General features: G+C 61.7%; 16 protein-coding genes. 11 read left to right on the top strand and 5 right to left on the bottom strand.

The window, feature by feature from the left end:
• The first annotated feature begins 214 nt into the window (after positions 1-214).
• The gene (locus tag AAF739_00900; protein MEM6381206.1) at positions 215-721 is read left to right on the top strand and encodes a DUF6101 family protein; all 507 of its coding nucleotides are present in this window, start codon (positions 215-217) and stop codon (positions 719-721) included.
• Positions 722-746: 25 nt separating this feature from the next.
• Here AAF739_00900 and ubiA read toward each other — a convergent pair whose 3' ends face one another.
• Positions 747-1,673, bottom strand: a complete 927-nt coding sequence (ubiA, locus tag AAF739_00895; GenBank protein ID MEM6381205.1) for a 4-hydroxybenzoate octaprenyltransferase — start codon at positions 1,671-1,673, stop codon at positions 747-749.
• Between the two features lie 101 nt (positions 1,674-1,774).
• Here ubiA and AAF739_00890 point away from each other — a divergent pair, with 101 nt between their 5' ends.
• Positions 1,775-2,398, top strand: a complete 624-nt coding sequence (locus AAF739_00890) for a hypothetical protein (protein ID MEM6381204.1) — start codon at positions 1,775-1,777, stop codon at positions 2,396-2,398.
• A gap of 58 nt (positions 2,399-2,456) precedes the next feature.
• On the opposite strand, the gene AAF739_00885 is transcribed toward AAF739_00890, so the two are convergent.
• Positions 2,457-3,146 carry an HAD-IA family hydrolase gene (locus tag AAF739_00885; protein MEM6381203.1) on the bottom strand — a complete coding sequence of 230 codons (690 nt, stop codon included), beginning with the start codon at positions 3,144-3,146 and terminating at the stop codon, positions 2,457-2,459.
• A 100-nt stretch (positions 3,147-3,246) separates the two neighbouring features.
• On the opposite strand from AAF739_00885, the gene AAF739_00880 reads away from it, so the two are divergent.
• The 9 genes from AAF739_00880 (at position 3,247) to mutY (ending at position 12,378) form a co-directional block, all read left to right on the top strand.
• Positions 3,247-3,861 carry a DciA family protein gene (locus AAF739_00880; GenBank protein MEM6381202.1) on the top strand — a complete coding sequence of 205 codons (615 nt, stop codon included), beginning with the start codon at positions 3,247-3,249 and terminating at the stop codon, positions 3,859-3,861.
• A gap of 155 nt (positions 3,862-4,016) precedes the next feature.
• Positions 4,017-4,727 carry a DsbA family protein gene (locus tag AAF739_00875; GenBank protein ID MEM6381201.1) on the top strand — a complete coding sequence of 237 codons (711 nt, stop codon included), beginning with the start codon at positions 4,017-4,019 and terminating at the stop codon, positions 4,725-4,727.
• A 51-nt stretch (positions 4,728-4,778) separates the two neighbouring features.
• Entirely contained in the window at positions 4,779-8,261 is a 3,483-nt protein-coding gene (locus tag AAF739_00870) for an AAA family ATPase (protein ID MEM6381200.1), read from the top strand.
• Between the two features lie 136 nt (positions 8,262-8,397).
• The gene (locus AAF739_00865; protein ID MEM6381199.1) at positions 8,398-8,826 is read left to right on the top strand and encodes an AtpZ/AtpI family protein; all 429 of its coding nucleotides are present in this window, start codon (positions 8,398-8,400) and stop codon (positions 8,824-8,826) included.
• 130 nt (positions 8,827-8,956) lie between these two features.
• Positions 8,957-9,706 carry a F0F1 ATP synthase subunit A gene (locus tag AAF739_00860; GenBank protein ID MEM6381198.1) on the top strand — a complete coding sequence of 250 codons (750 nt, stop codon included), beginning with the start codon at positions 8,957-8,959 and terminating at the stop codon, positions 9,704-9,706.
• Positions 9,707-9,783: 77 nt separating this feature from the next.
• Complete coding sequence (locus tag AAF739_00855; protein ID MEM6381197.1) at positions 9,784-10,011, top strand: F0F1 ATP synthase subunit C; 228 nt, start codon at positions 9,784-9,786, stop codon at positions 10,009-10,011.
• Positions 10,012-10,220: 209 nt separating this feature from the next.
• Positions 10,221-10,760: a F0F1 ATP synthase subunit B gene (locus AAF739_00850; GenBank protein MEM6381196.1), complete on the top strand. Its 540-nt coding sequence runs from the start codon at positions 10,221-10,223 to the stop codon at positions 10,758-10,760.
• Positions 10,761-10,787: 27 nt separating this feature from the next.
• The gene (locus AAF739_00845; protein ID MEM6381195.1) at positions 10,788-11,267 is read left to right on the top strand and encodes an ATP F0F1 synthase subunit B; all 480 of its coding nucleotides are present in this window, start codon (positions 10,788-10,790) and stop codon (positions 11,265-11,267) included.
• Positions 11,268-11,325: 58 nt separating this feature from the next.
• On the top strand, positions 11,326-12,378 hold the full coding sequence (gene mutY, locus AAF739_00840) for an A/G-specific adenine glycosylase (GenBank protein MEM6381194.1): 1,053 nt from the start codon (positions 11,326-11,328) through the stop codon (positions 12,376-12,378).
• Here mutY and AAF739_00835 read toward each other — a convergent pair.
• The 3 genes from AAF739_00835 to AAF739_00825 all read right to left on the bottom strand — a co-directional run bounded on the left by AAF739_00835 (position 12,375) and on the right by AAF739_00825 (position 15,461).
• The gene (locus tag AAF739_00835; protein ID MEM6381193.1) at positions 12,375-13,451 is read right to left on the bottom strand and encodes a site-specific DNA-methyltransferase; all 1,077 of its coding nucleotides are present in this window, start codon (positions 13,449-13,451) and stop codon (positions 12,375-12,377) included. The genes mutY and AAF739_00835 overlap by 4 nt on opposite strands.
• 194 nt (positions 13,452-13,645) lie before the next feature.
• A complete protein-coding gene (locus AAF739_00830) occupies positions 13,646-14,383 on the bottom strand; it encodes a ribonuclease HII (GenBank protein ID MEM6381192.1) in 738 nt (245 codons plus the stop codon).
• 1 nt (position 14,384) lies between these two features.
• Entirely contained in the window at positions 14,385-15,461 is a 1,077-nt protein-coding gene (locus AAF739_00825; GenBank protein MEM6381191.1) for a PA0069 family radical SAM protein, read from the bottom strand.
• Positions 15,462-15,509: the final 48 nt, after the last annotated feature.

Here is a 15,509-nt window from a genome sequence, read left to right as displayed (position 1 = left end):
GCGCTGCGCACGGGCGCCGTGTCATCTCAGTCTTCGTTTTTCCGTTTGTGTTCTGATAACCCTCTCACAAACCAGTCTTTTTTAACCTCGTTGCTTAAGTGCCTGCGAAGTCCCACCCTTTAAACATTGGTGGCGAGCACAGCGGATCAACCACTGGCTCAGCTTAGCTGAACCCAAAGATGGTTCGGCGGACAGGAATAAAGAGGCGAGACCAATGGGATCACAGCCGTCCCGAACAAACCCGGCACGCGTGCGCGCATCTTTGGATAGTGGATGCGTCGACGCCATACCCATGGCGGTGTCGATGCCACGGCGCGCGCGGCTCGACAGAGCCGATCGCGCCATCGTCATCACACAACGTCTGGCGGGCACGCTGACGCTTCAGCGCATCCCGCTCAACGCCTATCGCGGTGTGGCGGCGGAACTCAAAGCCTTGCAGGGGCCAGATACGCCGCCCACGGTCAAGTTGGTTCTGCGCCATGACAGTGCCGTGCATTCAGTTGTCCTTGCTGACGATCTTGCGCTGGATGACGCCGTTGCGGTCTGGCGACGGTGGGCAGACCGGCTTTCGGTGGCCATGATACTGCGCACCGATGGCGGCCCAGACAGTGTTGTGCGTCCGATGTTGGGAGCCGTTGCGGTTGGCGAACCGGCGGAACGGCGCAAAGGCAAACTTGTCCGCCGTCGCCCGCGCTTCTCCAAGCGCCGTGCACAGCGCTAAGTCTGTATTCGATTCAGGCGTCCGATCAGACCAGGACCTCCACCAGAAGGCCCGCTGCAATGATCATTGCGAGCGGGTGATTCGATTTGAACAGTCGCAGGCAAAGTTGCGGATCGTCCGTACGGATTGACGTGACCTGCCAGGCAAAGTGCCCGGCAGCGAGGGCAAGTGCGCCAAAACCAAGCAGCCCGCTGCCGGCGAGTGCCAACGCAGTACCCAATCCTACAATCGTCAGGGTGTAACAAACGCCGACAAAAAGTGGTGCGGACTGGCCAACGATCTGCGCCGTTGAGCCAATTCCAATCAGTGCGTCATCTTCAAGATCCTGGAATGCGTAAATCGTATCGTAACCAACGATCCAAGCAACGCATGCGACGTAGCAGGCCAATGGCGCCCACCCCAGCGCACCCAGTTGCGCCGCCCAGCCAACCAGCGCTCCCCATGAAAAAACCAGGCCAAGGACCAGTTGAGGCCAGTTGGTGATGCGCTTCATGAAGGGGTAGATCGCCACCAGGATGAGCGAACTGGCACCAACTCCAATGGTGAACCAATTGAATTGCAAAAGCACGATCAGGCCAGCGAAAAGCAGCACGGCCAGAAAGATCAGTGCGCCAAGGACGCTGACCTCGCCGGCGGGGATCGGACGCGCTGCCGTGCGCGCGACTTTCGCATCGATATCGCGATCAACGATGTCGTTGAGGGTGCAACCGGCGCTGCGCATGATGATTGAGCCGATCAGAAACAACGCCAGATGAGCCCACGCCGGCCCGTTACTGGTGGCGAGGCTCGCCAGGAGAGACGAGAAGGCGCACGGCCAGAACAACAACTGCCAGCCGATGGGACGTTCAAGCCGCATCAGGCGCCCATACGGACGGGCCCATCGTGGAAGGACCCGCAACGACCAGTGATGCCGCAGTGCGTCAGGTGTGAGCGATGGATGGGTCGGTGTCATGAAGCGGTTGCTATCCCCTCGCCAAGCTGCTGGCAACTTGCTAAATAGCCGCCGCTGGCGATGACGTCGGCGCGGAATCGTGTGGTATTTGAGTGAGCGGAATGTCGGTAAGTGGTGTAGCGCGTTTGGCTTTTTCCCCAAGGCTTTTGGTTCGCACGGCGGCGCTGTGTTGCCTGTCGGTCGCGCTATCGGGCTGCGGCGGTGGCGCTATTGATGCGGTCACCAGCGTTATCGGAGGCGGTGGCGGTCAGCGGGCTGAGCCGGCCACCGTGACCACCATTGGCGGGGTTTCGGTTGACCAGTTGCGCGCTGATCAGCTCTGCCCGGAGGTGTCGATCCGGGAAGGCACACAGTCCTTGCAGCTCTACGTTCCCGGTGAAGAGCCAACGCCACAGGCGCTTCGCTACCAGGCGCAGATCACACAGACGGCGGTTGAGTGCACCTCGATAGGCCCAGCATTGGCTCTGTCCGTTGGAATTGCCGGTCGCGTTTTGATGGGGCCGCAAGGCGCGCCGGCGTCAATTGATTTGCCGCTCCGGGTGGTCGTACTCGATCGTTTTGAGAACACCGTCCTTTCGAGCGATGTCATTCGTCCGCGAGCCGTCATCGAACCGACCGAGGTTTCGGCGAATTTCACGACGATTTACCGCGATCTTTCGGTGCCACTGCCCCAGCGCCGCACCAACTTCGTGGTGATTGTCGGCTTCGACAGCCAGGAAACCTAGGCACCGGCACCGCGCTTGCCACGCCTCTGCTGGCCGCTGCCACGCCTCTGCTGGCCGCTTAGCCGAGTGGTTCGCCTTCCCATTGGGCGAGCGCATTGATCGTTTCGGCGAGCTCGGCGTGGCGATTGACGGTGGTCAGAGCGCCAGCTTGCATCAAAATCTCGGCATGTCCCGGCCAGGTGTGATCCGCGCCGACAAAGCCGATCACGGTCATGCCGGCATCGACCGCACCTTTGACGCCTGCCGCTGAATCTTCGACGACCAGACAGCGATCAGCTTGCAGGCCGAAGCTTTGGCTGGCGAAGGAAAACACATTGGGGTCGGGTTTCGGCGCTTTGGTGCCGACCTCCATGGCCGAAAAAATGTGCGGCTCGAAGCGATCGATCAGGCCGACATCGGACAAATAGCGGTGCAAATAATCGCTATCGGAGTTCGAGCAGATGCAGCGCGGTAACTCAATCTGGTCAAGCATCTCATCGACACCCCCGACGGCCGTCATTTCAGCGTCGGCCAGCTCAAAGAAAGCCTCTTCCAGCTTCTGGGCGAAATCCTCGCTCAGTGGCTTGCCCAGATCCTCTTCGATCTCTGCCCGGATCGCGTGATGGGTTTTGCCCGCGAAATGCTCCGCAAAGCCCAGCGGTTCCATTTCAAAACCTTCGCGTTTGTAGGCGACCGATTGAACCCGCGCGGCGATCATTTCGGAGTTGATCAGAACGCCATCGCAGTCGAAAATGATAAGCTCAAACACGCAGGTCAGGTCCTTGTGTGGGTGGTGGCTGCCGGTGGGCATCTCGGCGGCTAGCCGCTATCAGGGATCGCACCCCTAGGAAAGGGCGGATAGATCTTCGATGGCCGATAGGGACAAGAACGTCGGATCGCCGCGGGTGCGCTTCGCAGAGCGGACCACCGGGACCGTGCTGGGTCATGCCGTGACCACCAAAGGCGTGCAGCCAACATCGGCGGTCGCTCTGGGGGCCATGGTGACGAGCGTCATGGAGCCGATGCGCAAGGGCAAGACTTTCGTGCCAGCGGCCCTCATCGACGCTTGGGCAGAGATTGTCGGGCCGCGTCTGGCTTCCGCATGCTTTCCTATCAGCCTGAAGCCTCTGCCGAAGTCCCGAAGCCGCCATGCCAAGTACAAGGAGGGTGGGCTGCTTGAGGTGCGCGCGGACCCGTCAGTTGCGGTCGATCTCGATTATGGCCAGGGGCTGATCGTCGAGCGCGCCAATGCGGTCTTCGGCTACAGCGCAATAGCTCGGCTCAAGGTGCTGCCCGGCGCGGTGAATGACGGGACCGCCGGCTCGCGCGCCAACAGGGCCGATAAGACCGTTTCCGCGCCAACTTCACAAAACCGTGAACAGGCGTCGGCCGCGACTGATGGTATCCATGATGAGAACCTACGTGAGGCCCTTAAGGCATTGGGCTCACAGGTTTTCGCCGCCGGTGAGCGACGAGAGGACTAGACCGGTACTGCCGCTGTTTTGCCATGGTCGCCTGAAAGAAAAGCTGCAGATGTGGGGTTCGACTTGCCGCAGCGCGCGAACGTGGTAACCCCCTGACCAAACGAGTTTCCGCCGCTTAGCCGCGCCAAACACTTGACGAGGACATGCGATCCGCCATGCGCAACCCGATCCAACTGCCGACTGACCGCCGCACTTTCTTGCGGACGTCTGCCCTTTTGACCGCCTCGGGCGCCGTTCTTGCGGCCTGTAACGATTCGTCCACGGCCACAGCGCCTGATGGAACAACGCGGCAGGTCCCGTCCGGTGGCGAGGATGAAGTCAGCCTTTCGGAGCTTCTCACCCCAACCGATGGTCTTCCGGACGTTACGCTGGGCGATCCCGATGCGCCGGTCGTTATTGTCGACTATTCGTCCATGACATGCCCGCACTGCGCCCGCTTTCACACCAGTGCCCTTCCTGCGATCAAGGCGGAATACATCGACAACGGTCAGGCCTTCTACGTTTTCCGCGATTTTCCGCTTGATGCGCGCGCGCGCGCGGCATCCATGCTGGCCCGCTGTGCCGACGAAAGCCTCTACCACGACGTCATAGACATCCTGTTCGAGCGCCAGCGCGAATGGGCTGCGGCGGCGAACCCTGCCGAAGCGCTTTTCGCCATTGTCGCGCAAGCCGGTTATACCCAAGAGACGTTCAACGCGTGCTTGACGAATCAGGAGCTTGAACGGGCTATTGTGGCCGGCGCGGAGCGAGGCGCGCAGGAGTTTGGGGTCGCCTCGACGCCGACGATATTTATCAATGGTGCGAGATTCCCCGGTGCGCGGAGCCCTGAAGAGTACGCCGAAATCATCGATCCGCTGCTGGCCTAGCGCCGGGGCAGCGCGTCTACGCGCACGGTATTTCATAGGCAGTCCTCGCCCATGAAATTCAACAAACTGCGCATCACAGGCTTCAAGACCTTTGTCGAGCCGACCGACCTTCTGATCGAGAATGGTCTCACCGGTATTGTCGGGCCCAATGGTTGCGGCAAGTCCAATCTGGTCGAGGCGATGCGCTGGGTCATGGGCGAAAGCTCATACAAGGCCATGCGCGCGTCGGGCATGGAAGAAGTGATCTTCTCCGGCTCGGCCAAACGCCCGGCGCGCCATTGGGCGGAAGTCCGGCTTTTTCTCGATAATTCCGAGCGCAAGGCTCCAGCCGCCTTCAACGAACATGAGCAGCTTGAAGTTTCGCGCAAGATTGAGCGGGACAAGGGTTCGAACTACCGCGTCAACGGTCGCGAAGCGCGGGCGCGCGATGTCCAGCTCATGTTCGCTGACGCTGCATCAGGGGCGCGCTCGCCTTCGATGGTCCGGCAGGGTCAGATCGGCGAGATCATTGCTGCGAAGCCGGCGCAAAGGCGCGCACTGCTCGAAGAAGCGGCGGGCATATCGGGCCTGCACACGCGCCGCCATGAGGCCGAGCTGCGGCTCAAAGCGGCAGAAGCCAACATCGAGCGCCTTGACGATGTGGTCGCCGAGCTGGATCGCCAGCTTGACGGCTTGCGCAAGCAAGCAAGGCAGGCTGCGCGCTTTCGCGACATCGCTGCCAAGACCCGCAAGGTCGAGGCGGGTGTCTTTGCGCTGAAGTGGGCGGAAGCTAACAGCACCGCTAACCAGGCGGCGTCGCACCTTAAAGAGGCGACAGAGCTTCTGGCGCGCGCCGACGAGGGCCAACTGTCTGCTGCCACCGCCCAGGCAAGCGCCGCAGCACAAGTGCCCGACGCGCGCGAAAAGGCTGCCCAAGCCGGTGCCGCCCTGGGTCGGCTGCTGAGGGCTCGCGATGAGCTGGCATCGGAGGAAAAGCGCATTGCCGAACGCCTCGATACCGCTCGGGGCCAACTCGAAACCCTCAACGCGGACATCGCCCGCGAGACGGGCATCTCCTCCGAACAGGCTGCGGAGAGAGCCGCGTTGGAAGAGGATCTTAAAGCGCTCGATGCCGCGCGCAAAGCGGCACAGGATCAACTTCCAGACCGGAAGCTGGCGGCCGAGAAAGCGCAAGATGAACTTGAGCGGGCCCTTGCCGCCAGCAACGCGGCGCGCGATTCGCTTGCCGCGGCCCGCGCTCAGGTGGACGCCCAAAAGCAGATGACCGCGCGGTCCCAGGCTCAGTTGGCTGACGCCGAAGCAAAACATGCTGCAGCACGTTTGGCCGCCGATAAGCTTGTTCACTCGCAGTCTGCACAGCAACTTGCAAACGCCCGGCAGGACGCACAGGCCCACAAACACAAGTCGGAGAGCGCCGCCGAAAGGGCCGCTCTTGCGGAAGTTCACCGGACCGAGGCGATGGCTGCCGCGGCTGCGGCAGAACAGCCCCTGCGGGCGAAGGAGAAGGCCTTCAACCTGCTTCAGGCTGAGGTCAATACCCTTGAGAAGCTTGTCGGCTCCCAGCCGACAGACAGCGATCCGGGGCGCGAATACGGGTCTGTTCTTGACGCGCTGACGGTGGAGCCGGGATACGAAGCTGCGCTTGGTGCGGCGCTCGGCGAGGCGCTTGAAGCCGCTACCAGTGCTGATGCGCCGCATTTCTGGGCCAATCTGGGGGACGACCATCCCGACGGACCAGAGCTGCCCGCCAATGTTACCGCTTTCGCTCGTTATGTGCGTGGCGCACCGTTGCTCGCGCGCGCTCTGGCGCAGATTGGGCTCGTCGAGCCGGAGCAAGGTGACACGCTGCAACACCAGCTGTCGGCTGGACAGATCCTGGTCTCAAAGGACGGTGCGGTTTGGCGTTGGGACGGCTATGCCCGCAAGGCCGACGCACCATCAGCCGCCGCCATTAAGTTGGCCGAGCGCAACCGCCTTGGCGCGCTCCGCTCGGATTTGGCAGCCGCGCAGACGGAAGTCGGGGCTCTTTCGCAAAGCCATACCAACGCGCTTGAAGCGATGCGGCAGGCGGGTGACGCCTACTCTCAGGCCCGCAAGGACGAGGCAGATGCGCGCCGGGCATATGACCACGCTGCGAACGCTCTGGTCGGGATTGAACGCGCAGCAGAGCGCGAAGCCGCGCAACTTGCAGCGGCGCAAGGCGATCTCAAGCGGCTCGAAGAAGCCTTGCAAGCTGCGCAAGAAGCGGTGGCGCATGCCCAGACCTCCACCGTTGAGCCGGAAAAGCTTGAAGCGTTGGAAGCTGAGCTCCGGGCAGCTTCAGAAGCGGAGGGCGCGGCGCGAACACGATCAAACGACGCGGTCGCGGCTGCTCAAGCGATTGAGCGCGACCTGGACGATACCGCGCGCCGGGTTGAGACTGTTCAGCGCGCGCTCGAAGGATGGAGCCGCCGCGCCGAAGCCGCAGCCGCCCATTCGCAAACGCTTGCGCGCCGCAAATCTGAGCTCGAGGCGACACTTGAGGCACTCGATGGAGCGCCGGGTGAGTTGGTTGCTAAGCGCCGGGCTTTGGCGGCGCAGATCGAAGCGGCCGAAGCGGAACGCGGCAAGACTGCAGACCGGCTTGCAGCGCTTGAGGGGCAGCAGCGCCAGGCGGATGCCCGTGCCCGCGAGATCAAAGAGGCTTATTTCGCGGCGCGCGAAGCGCATGGCAGGGCCGAAGAGCGCAAAGCGGCTGCGGATGAGAGGCGCAACACGCTTGAAGCGATGATCGTCGAAGCGGTCGATGCTGCGCCGCATGCGCTCATGGCAATGGCTGGCTTTGAGCCCGGCATGCAGACCCCAACGCTGGAGGCATTGGAGAAAGAGCTTTCAACCCTTAAGGACGCCCGTGCACGCATCGGCGCCGTCAATCTTGCGGCGGAACAGGAGGCCAATGAGGTGGCCGAGCGACGCGATATGCTGGTGCTGGAGCGCGACGACGTTGCCGAGGCGATCACCAAGTTGCGCTCGACCATATCAACGTTGAACAGGGAAGGGCGAGCGAAGCTTCTGGAAGCGTTTGACCGCGTCAACGAGCGGTTCAACGAGTTGTTCGTCCAGCTTTTTGGTGGCGGCGATGCGGAGCTTCAACTGGTCGACGCTGACGATCCGCTGGATGCCGGCCTTGAGATTATCGCCAAGCCGCCCGGCAAGAAGCCTCAGTCGATCACGCTTCTGTCGGGCGGCGAGCAGGCCCTGACCGCCATGGCGCTGATATTTGCGGTGTTCCTTTGCAACCCTGCACCGATCTGCATTCTCGACGAGGTCGATGCACCGCTCGACGACGCCAACGTTGAACGCTTCTGCGATCTTCTGGACGAGATGGGAAAACGCGCTTCGACCCGGTTCCTTGTGGTGACCCACAATCCCATCACGATGAGCCGTATGCAGCGTTTGTTCGGGGTTACAATGGCCGAGCGCGGCGTCAGCCAGATCGTTTCGGTCGATCTTGCCGACGCAGAGGCGTTGGTGGACGCCGGCAGCGCCGCCTGACGGACGCCAAAACCCGCTGGTTTGCGGTTGCAGAGGGCTGGCGTGAGGGCCGTTGACTTTGCAGGGCGACCGCCCCTATGGTCCCGCCGATTTTCGCAAATGCAGCATCACTAGAGCATCATGCAGGAGAGCTTGGGTGGGTGACCCAGCCGACCCCGGTCCGGGCTCACAGGGCAAAGACAGCAATCGCGGTCCAAAAGCGCAGTCTGGCGCGAACCAAGAGTTATCCGATGTGCAGGAGCGCCTCGAAGCCTTGGACGCCAAACTGGATGCGCATCGCCCCGATCCGGTGCTCGAAAAGCAGGCGAAACAGGATCGATCGCAATGGTCGATGGCGATGCGGGTATCGTCGGACTTCATTGCGGCGGTTTTTGTTGGGGGTTTGCTGGGTTGGGGCCTTGATGAGGTCGCCGGAACAGGGCCTTTCGGTCTGATTGTTCTGCTTTTGTTGGGGTTTGCAGCGGGCGTTCTAAACGTCATGAGAACGCTTGGGTTGATCGCGCAGCCACGCCCCCTGCGGGCGCGGCGAGATGACACAGTCAATTCGGATCGCGATGGCCGGTAAGGGCTAGAGCGATCAAGCGGTCCGCGCAGCGACGCGGTGGGCCGAAAGCAACACTGGCGCACACGCGTGCGCTAAGAGATAGAAACGCCGGACACGCCCGGCGCCCGGCACGGGCAAGGAGAGATGCGCTTTGGCGAACGATCCGATTAAACAGTTCGAGATCTCCACAATTGTTCCGGTGGAAATCGCCAATCTCGATTTCTCCTTCACGAACTCTTCGCTGTTCATGCTGGCGACAACCGGCGCCGTTGCCGCCTTTCTCGTACTGTCCACGAACGGACGGGGGCTGGTTCCCGGGCGCTGGCAAGCGGCTGCGGAAATCAGTTACGAGTTTGTCGCCAACATGCTCAGGGATGCGGCGGGCACGCAGGGAATGAAATTCTTCCCGCTCGTGTTCTCGCTTTTCATGTTCATCCTGTTCGCCAACCTGTTTGGCATGTTCCCCTATTTCTTCACCGTCACCAGCCACATCATTGTCACGTTTGCGCTCGCGATGCTCGTGATCGGAACGGTCGTTGTGTACGGTTTTATGAAGAACGGGCTCAGTTTCCTGAAGCTGTTCGTGCCGAGCGGCGTCCCCGGTTATCTGATCCCCCTGGTGACAGCGATTGAGGTCATTTCGTTCTTGTCGCGGCCCATTTCATTGTCTGTGCGCCTGTTCGCCAACATGCTGGCGGGCCACATCACCTTGAAAGTGTTTGCCGGTTTCATCGTTTCGCTCACCGGGATGGGCGTTTTGGGGATCGGTGGTTCGATCCTGCCGCTGATCATGACCGTCGCGATGACCGCTCTCGAATTCCTCGTGTCGTTCCTACAGGCCTATGTCTTCGCAGTGCTGACCTGCATGTATCTTAACGACGCGCTTCACCCATCACACTGATCCAGTCTCAAACCTTAGGCCGGGCACCCGCACGGCCCCCTTCGATCAACACGCTATCTTTCCAAAGGAGTTCAATCATGGAAGCAGATGCAGCAGCCCTTATCGGTGCCGGTATCGCCTGTCTCGGCATGGGTGGCGCGGCCATCGGCCTTGGCCAGATTTTCGGCAACTACCTGTCCGGCGCCCTGCGTAACCCCTCAGCCGCTGACGGTCAGTTCGGCCGTTTGATCTTCGGCTTCGCCGTGACCGAGGCGTTGGGCATCTTCTCGCTGCTCGTCGCGCTTCTGTTGCTGTTCGCTGTCTAAGGCTTTCCGCCCGCACAACGGGAATGGGGTGCGACGCGCACACATAGCGCGCCGCTCTCCCGGTTGAACTCACAAAGTGCCGATAGGTTGGGGGTCCGCCGGTCTACGTGCTTGTCGCGGGGCCAACGTGCCATCCTTCCGGTTAACTCAAGCACTTTTTTGCGGGTTTTCCCGCACACACCGTCGCAGCGCAGTGAGGATTGCTCACAATGGCAACAACAGAAGATGCAGCGCATGGCGCCGAAGCGGCATCAAGCGGCCTTTTTCCGCCGTTTGATACCTCGACTTATGCTTCCCAGCTGTTCTGGTTGGTCATCGCTTTCGGGCTGACCTACTACGTGATCTCGAAGATTGCCGGCCCACGTATTTCAGGGATCCTCGAGGATCGGCACGACCGGATTGCGAGCGATCTGGCGGAGGCCGAGCGGCTTAAGAGCGAAACGCAATCGGCCATGGAGAGCTATGAAAGCGCTCTGTCCGATGCGCGTTCAAAAGCGCAGGCGGTCGCAAGTGAGACGCGCGACAAGCTGACCGCCGAGACGACCGCAAAGCGTGAAGCGTCGGAAAAGGCGCTGAGCGAAAAGCTGTCTGAGGCCGAAACGCGTATCGCTTCCATCAAGAGCGAAGCCCTGACGCAGGTCGACACCATCGCGGCGGACGCAGCGGGCGCGATTTTGGAAAAGCTGGCACCCAAAGTGCCCGATGCAGGCGCTATCAGCCAAGCGATTGGCGACGTCGCCAAAGGCTAGGCGTCGACTTAAAGAAGAGAGACCACCATGGATTCATCGTTTTGGGCTCTGGTCGCGCTGATCATTTTCTTTGCGCTGATCTTCTATCTCAAGGTGCCGGGAATGGTGACCCGGGCGCTTGATGCGCGCGCTGACAAGGTTCGCGGCGAGCTGGAAGAGGCCCGCCGACTTCGGGAGGAGGCGCAGGCGGTCCTCGCGGATTTTCGGCGTAAGACCCAGAATGCCGACGAAGAAGCTGAGGCGATCCTCGATCAGGCTAAGGTCGAAGCCCAGCGCATGACTGAAGAAACCGAAGCGGCGCTCGAAGAGATGATCACGCGCCGCACGGCGGCCGCGGAAGCGCGTATCGCGCAGGCGGAAAGCCAGGCACTATCAGAAGTGCGGGCGCGCGCGGCTGAGCTGGCGATTGCTGCGTCTGAGAAGCTGCTTGCCGAGCAGACCAAGGGTGCGGAGGCAGCCAAGCTGATTGACAGTGCGATCGCAGACGTCAAATCGCGTATCAACTGACGTCATCAAATCGGGTTCAGGTGGCGACCGGCGCTATTCGCGCCGTGCCGTCGCGCGCGTGACGCCCGCGCAAAGCCTCTTGGGTTGGTACGACCGGCATGCCCGCCATTTGCCCTGGCGCATCCCGCCCCAGCAATCCAAGCGCGGCGAACGACAAGATCCGTACAAGGTCTGGCTGTCGGAAATCATGTTGCAACAGACCACCGTTCAGGCGGTCGCGCCCTACTACGCGGCGTTCATCGAGCGCTGGCCCACGGTCGGGGATTTGGCGAAGGCAAGCGACGACGACATCCGCTCGGCATGGGCGGGGCTGGGCTATTACCGGCGCGCGGCCAACCTGCACAAATGCGCCAAGGTGGTTGCCGAGACAGGCGGCCACTTTCCGACCACTGCGGCGCAGCTTGCTGATCTACCCGGCATCGGTGCCTACACCAGCGCCGCCATTGCGAGTATCGCGTTTGGTGAAGCGGTGCCGGTGGTTGATGGCAACGTCGAGCGGGTGTTCTCGCGGGTCTTCCGGCTCACTTCCAGCGGACCCAAGCTCAAGAAAGAGGTGACGGACAAGCTCCGTCCCTTGGTGCCTCGTGACCGGCCGGGCGACTTCGCCCAGGCAACCATGGATTTGGGCGCAACGATCTGCACGCCCCGCAACCCGGTCTGCGCGCTGTGCCCTTTAACGAGCACTTGCGATGCGCATCGCTACGGCGACGCCGAACGCTTTCCCGTCAAGGAGCCGAAGAAGGCCAAGCCTGTGCGCTTCGGTGCCGCTCAGGTCATCGTCCGGCCCGCAGACGGTGCGATCTGGTGCGAAAAGCGCCCGGAAGATGGGCTGCTACCTGGTATGACGCAGGTGCCAACCTCGGACTGGTCTGCGTCGCCTGCACCGGTGTTCGACGGCGAGCGGATCGGAACGATCCAGCATGTATTCACCCATTTTGCGCTGACGCTCGATGTTTACCGCGTTGCCTCGTCAAAGGCACCGTCCGATGGCGGATGGTGGGCGGGCCCCGAGCAGATCGCAAAGCAGGCCTGGCCGACGGTGATGATCAAGGTGCTGCGCGCTGCGTTGCCAGAGCGGGCAGAAAGCTTGCGAGGCGGGAAGGGACGTTAGGCCGATTTCTTGCGGATTTCCGCCCGGAAATCGTCGATCAGGACAAGATTATCGCCGCGGCGCGCGTGCCAGAAGGTCCAGCCATTGCAGGCCTGTTGCTCTTCGACCAGAGCGCCCACCTTGTGGATGGACCCCTCATGGTCGCCACTGGCGAGCGTGCCGTCTGCCCGCACAAGCGCGCTATGCCTTTCGCGTCCATCGACAAGCTCCTCGCCCGCCATGATGTAGCCCGCTTCAAGCAGTGTCGCGAACGGAACCCGGGGCTCTGTGCGTTTGCCGCGCATCATCTGCAGCGCCGCCTCGGGCGCTGGCTCGACGCCATCGATGCGCATGCGTGCCGCATCGGCGTACCCCGCATCGCGCTCGAACCCGATAAACCGCCGACCAAGCCGTTTGGCGACCGCGCCGGTCGTGCCGGTCCCGAAAAAAGGGTCAAGAACCACATCGCCGGGCTTGCTTGATGCGATCAGCACACGCGCAAGCAGCGCTTCGGGCTTCTGTGTCGGGTGGATCTTGCGGCCATCTTCATCCTTGAGACGCTCCGCGCCCGTACATATCGGAAAGGTCCAATCCGAGCGCATCTGAATGTCATCATTAGCTGCTTTGAGCGCGTCGTAATTGAAGGTGTAGCGTTTGCCCTGCTCGGAGCGCGCGGCCCAGATGAGCGTTTCGTGGGCGTTGGCAAAGCGCCGGCCCTTGAAGTTCGGCATTGGATTCGTTTTGCGCCAGATCACATCGTTGAGCACCCAGTAGCCCAGGTCCTGGAGCGTTGCGCCAACACGGAAAATGTTGTGATACGAGCCGATTACCCAAAGCGTTCCCGAAGGCTTGAGTGCGCGGCGGGCGGCTAACAGCCATGCGCGACTGAAAGCGTCATAAGCTGCGAAGCTTTCAAATTGGTCCCACGCATCATCGACCGCGTCGACCGCGCTCTGGTCCGGCCTTTGGAGGTCGCCTTGGAGCTGCAAATTGTAGGGTGGGTCCGCGAAAACGACGTCGATACTGCCCGGCGGCAGGCGCTGCATCAGCGCGATACTGTCACCAACACGCACCGTGTCGATCACATCGTTCAGGTCCGGCTCGAACGCGCCGGCAGAGGCTGACTGGGAGGCGCTGATACGCTGCGCCCCCCTACGCAATACTGTCATGGTCCGCTCATACGCATTACTTCGAAACCATCCCCAGTGTGGACGGTTAAGGTAAAGGCGACGTTGAGAAAGCGTTGCCGAAGTATGAAGGTTCAACAGGAATTGCTAAGGTATAACCCTTATCGGCTGGCCTTCGCGATAGCGGCTTCCCGGACCGGAGCGAAGCTGCGCCGGTGGATGTGGCAAGGCCCCAACCGTGCGAGCGCGTCGCGGTGTGATTGGGTTGCATAGCCCTTATGGGCAGCGAAGCGGTAGCCTGGATACAGCCTATCTGCCGCCACCATCATGCGGTCTCGCGCGACCTTGGCGCAGATGGAAGCCGCCGCAATCGAAAGGCTTCGTCCATCGCCTTTGATAAGGGTTGCAGCCGCGCAGGGCAGGGCCGGGGGCTCGTCGGTACCGTCTATCAGGGCGAAATGCGGCCGATGCGGCAGGCCAAGAATCGCGAGCCGCATCGCGTCGAGCGATGCTTTTCGGATGTTCCGCGAATCAATGGTTGGCGCGCTCAGCGAGGCGATGCTGACGTCTGCCATCTGGCACAAGGCGGCAAAAAGCTGCTCCCGCCTGGCCTCTGTCAGCTGTTTTGAATCGTTGAGACCCGCAAGTTCATCGGGCAGCACAGCCGCACCGGGGCCCTCGGAACCCGAGATCGGCTCGCCTTCACCTATGAAATCAAACGGCAGGACCACCGCTGCGGCCACGACCGGACCTGCCAAGGGCCCGCGCCCGGCTTCGTCCACGCCGCAAATGGTGCGAAAGCCGAGACGTCGCGCCTGCTGCTCGGCCTGCGCATCAGGCCCCTGCGACGCCCGTCGAGGGGCCCAACTTGACCGTCCGGCCCGTTGTGCGCGCCCCACATCATCCTCCAAACAGATCCATTTGCTGAGTGCTCGGATCATGCTTGCGGAAACGGTCAGTGCGCAAGCCAAAGCGGTCTTTTTTCAAGCCCAGCTTCTCACAGATCAGTGCAAACCGCTTGGCCAACATATCGGCATAGGGCCCGGTTCCGCGCATTCGGTAGCCCCAACGCGCATCATAATCTGCCCCGCCGCGCATCGATTTCAGGACTGAAATCACGTGCCGGTATCGCCCCGAATAGTTCTCCAGCAGCCAACTTTGGAAAACATCGCGAACCTCAAGCGGCAGGCGCAAAACGATACAGTTTGCTGCCTGTGCACCCGCCTGGTGCCCCGCGGTCAGGATCGCTTCCAACTCATGGTCGTTGAGCGCCGGGATCATCGGCGATGCGGCGACCGAAACGGGAATGCCGGCTTCATGCAAGGCCGCCATCGCCGCCAACCGCCGAGGGGGCGTCGAGGCGCGCGGCTCCATCGCGCGGGCGAGCCTGCGATCAAGCGTTGTCACTGACATCGTGACGTGTGACAGGCCCTCGCGCGCCATGTCCTGCAGAATATCAATGTCGCGCGCAACCATGGCCGACTTGGTTGTGATCAGGACGGGGTGCCGGAACTCCCAAAGCACCTCCAGCAAAGCGCGCATGATCCGCTGTTTCTTCTCGATTGGCTGGTAGGGGTCGGTGTTGGTGCCGATCGCGATCGGTTTTGGTTTGTAACCTGGCTTGGACAATTCGGCCCGCAGCAACTTCGCAGCGTTCGGCTTCGCAAACAGCCGGGTTTCGAAGTCCAGTCCGGGCGACAGCCCCATATAAGCGTGGGTTGGGCGCGCAAAGCAGTAGATGCAGCCATGCTCGCAACCTCGATAGGGGTTGATCGATCGGTCGAAGCCGACATCAGGCGACGTGTTCCGCGTGATGATGTGACGTGCTGCCTCCGCTGTAACATCGGTGCGCAGTGGTGGCAGATCATCGAAGGATTCCCAGCCATCGTCGGTCGGCACGCGCGCGAAGTTTTCAAACCGGCCGCTGATATTCGTAACAGCTGCTCGACCTTTCACCTTTTGGGGATTATGTCCCATCGCTCGTTTCCAATTTGAAGGGCTCGCTTTTCCGGCCCGGTATCGCCG

It is taken from the genome of Pseudomonadota bacterium, from assembly GCA_039024915.1.
In the GTDB taxonomy this organism is placed as follows: Bacteria; Pseudomonadota; Alphaproteobacteria; order Rhizobiales; family MH13; genus MH13.
The sequence above is the reverse complement of the archived record's forward strand: the minus strand, read 5'-3'. Positions and strand labels throughout refer to the sequence as shown.

Excerpts from the sequence above, each read along its gene's own strand:
- AAF739_00900 (MEM6381206.1), top strand. The coding sequence starts at position 215 with ATGGGATCACAGCCGTCCCGAACAAACCCGGCACGCGTGCGCGCATCT.
- ubiA (MEM6381205.1), bottom strand. The coding sequence starts at position 1,673 with ATGACACCGACCCATCCATCGCTCACACCTGACGCACTGCGGCATCAC.
- AAF739_00890 (MEM6381204.1), top strand. The coding sequence starts at position 1,775 with ATGTCGGTAAGTGGTGTAGCGCGTTTGGCTTTTTCCCCAAGGCTTTTG.
- AAF739_00880 (MEM6381202.1), top strand. The coding sequence starts at position 3,247 with ATGGCCGATAGGGACAAGAACGTCGGATCGCCGCGGGTGCGCTTCGCA.
- AAF739_00875 (MEM6381201.1), top strand. The coding sequence starts at position 4,017 with ATGCGCAACCCGATCCAACTGCCGACTGACCGCCGCACTTTCTTGCGG.
- AAF739_00870 (MEM6381200.1), top strand. The coding sequence starts at position 4,779 with ATGAAATTCAACAAACTGCGCATCACAGGCTTCAAGACCTTTGTCGAG.
- AAF739_00855 (MEM6381197.1), top strand. The coding sequence starts at position 9,784 with ATGGAAGCAGATGCAGCAGCCCTTATCGGTGCCGGTATCGCCTGTCTC.
- AAF739_00850 (MEM6381196.1), top strand. The coding sequence starts at position 10,221 with ATGGCAACAACAGAAGATGCAGCGCATGGCGCCGAAGCGGCATCAAGC.
- AAF739_00845 (MEM6381195.1), top strand. The coding sequence starts at position 10,788 with ATGGATTCATCGTTTTGGGCTCTGGTCGCGCTGATCATTTTCTTTGCG.
- AAF739_00825 (MEM6381191.1), bottom strand. The coding sequence starts at position 15,461 with ATGGGACATAATCCCCAAAAGGTGAAAGGTCGAGCAGCTGTTACGAAT.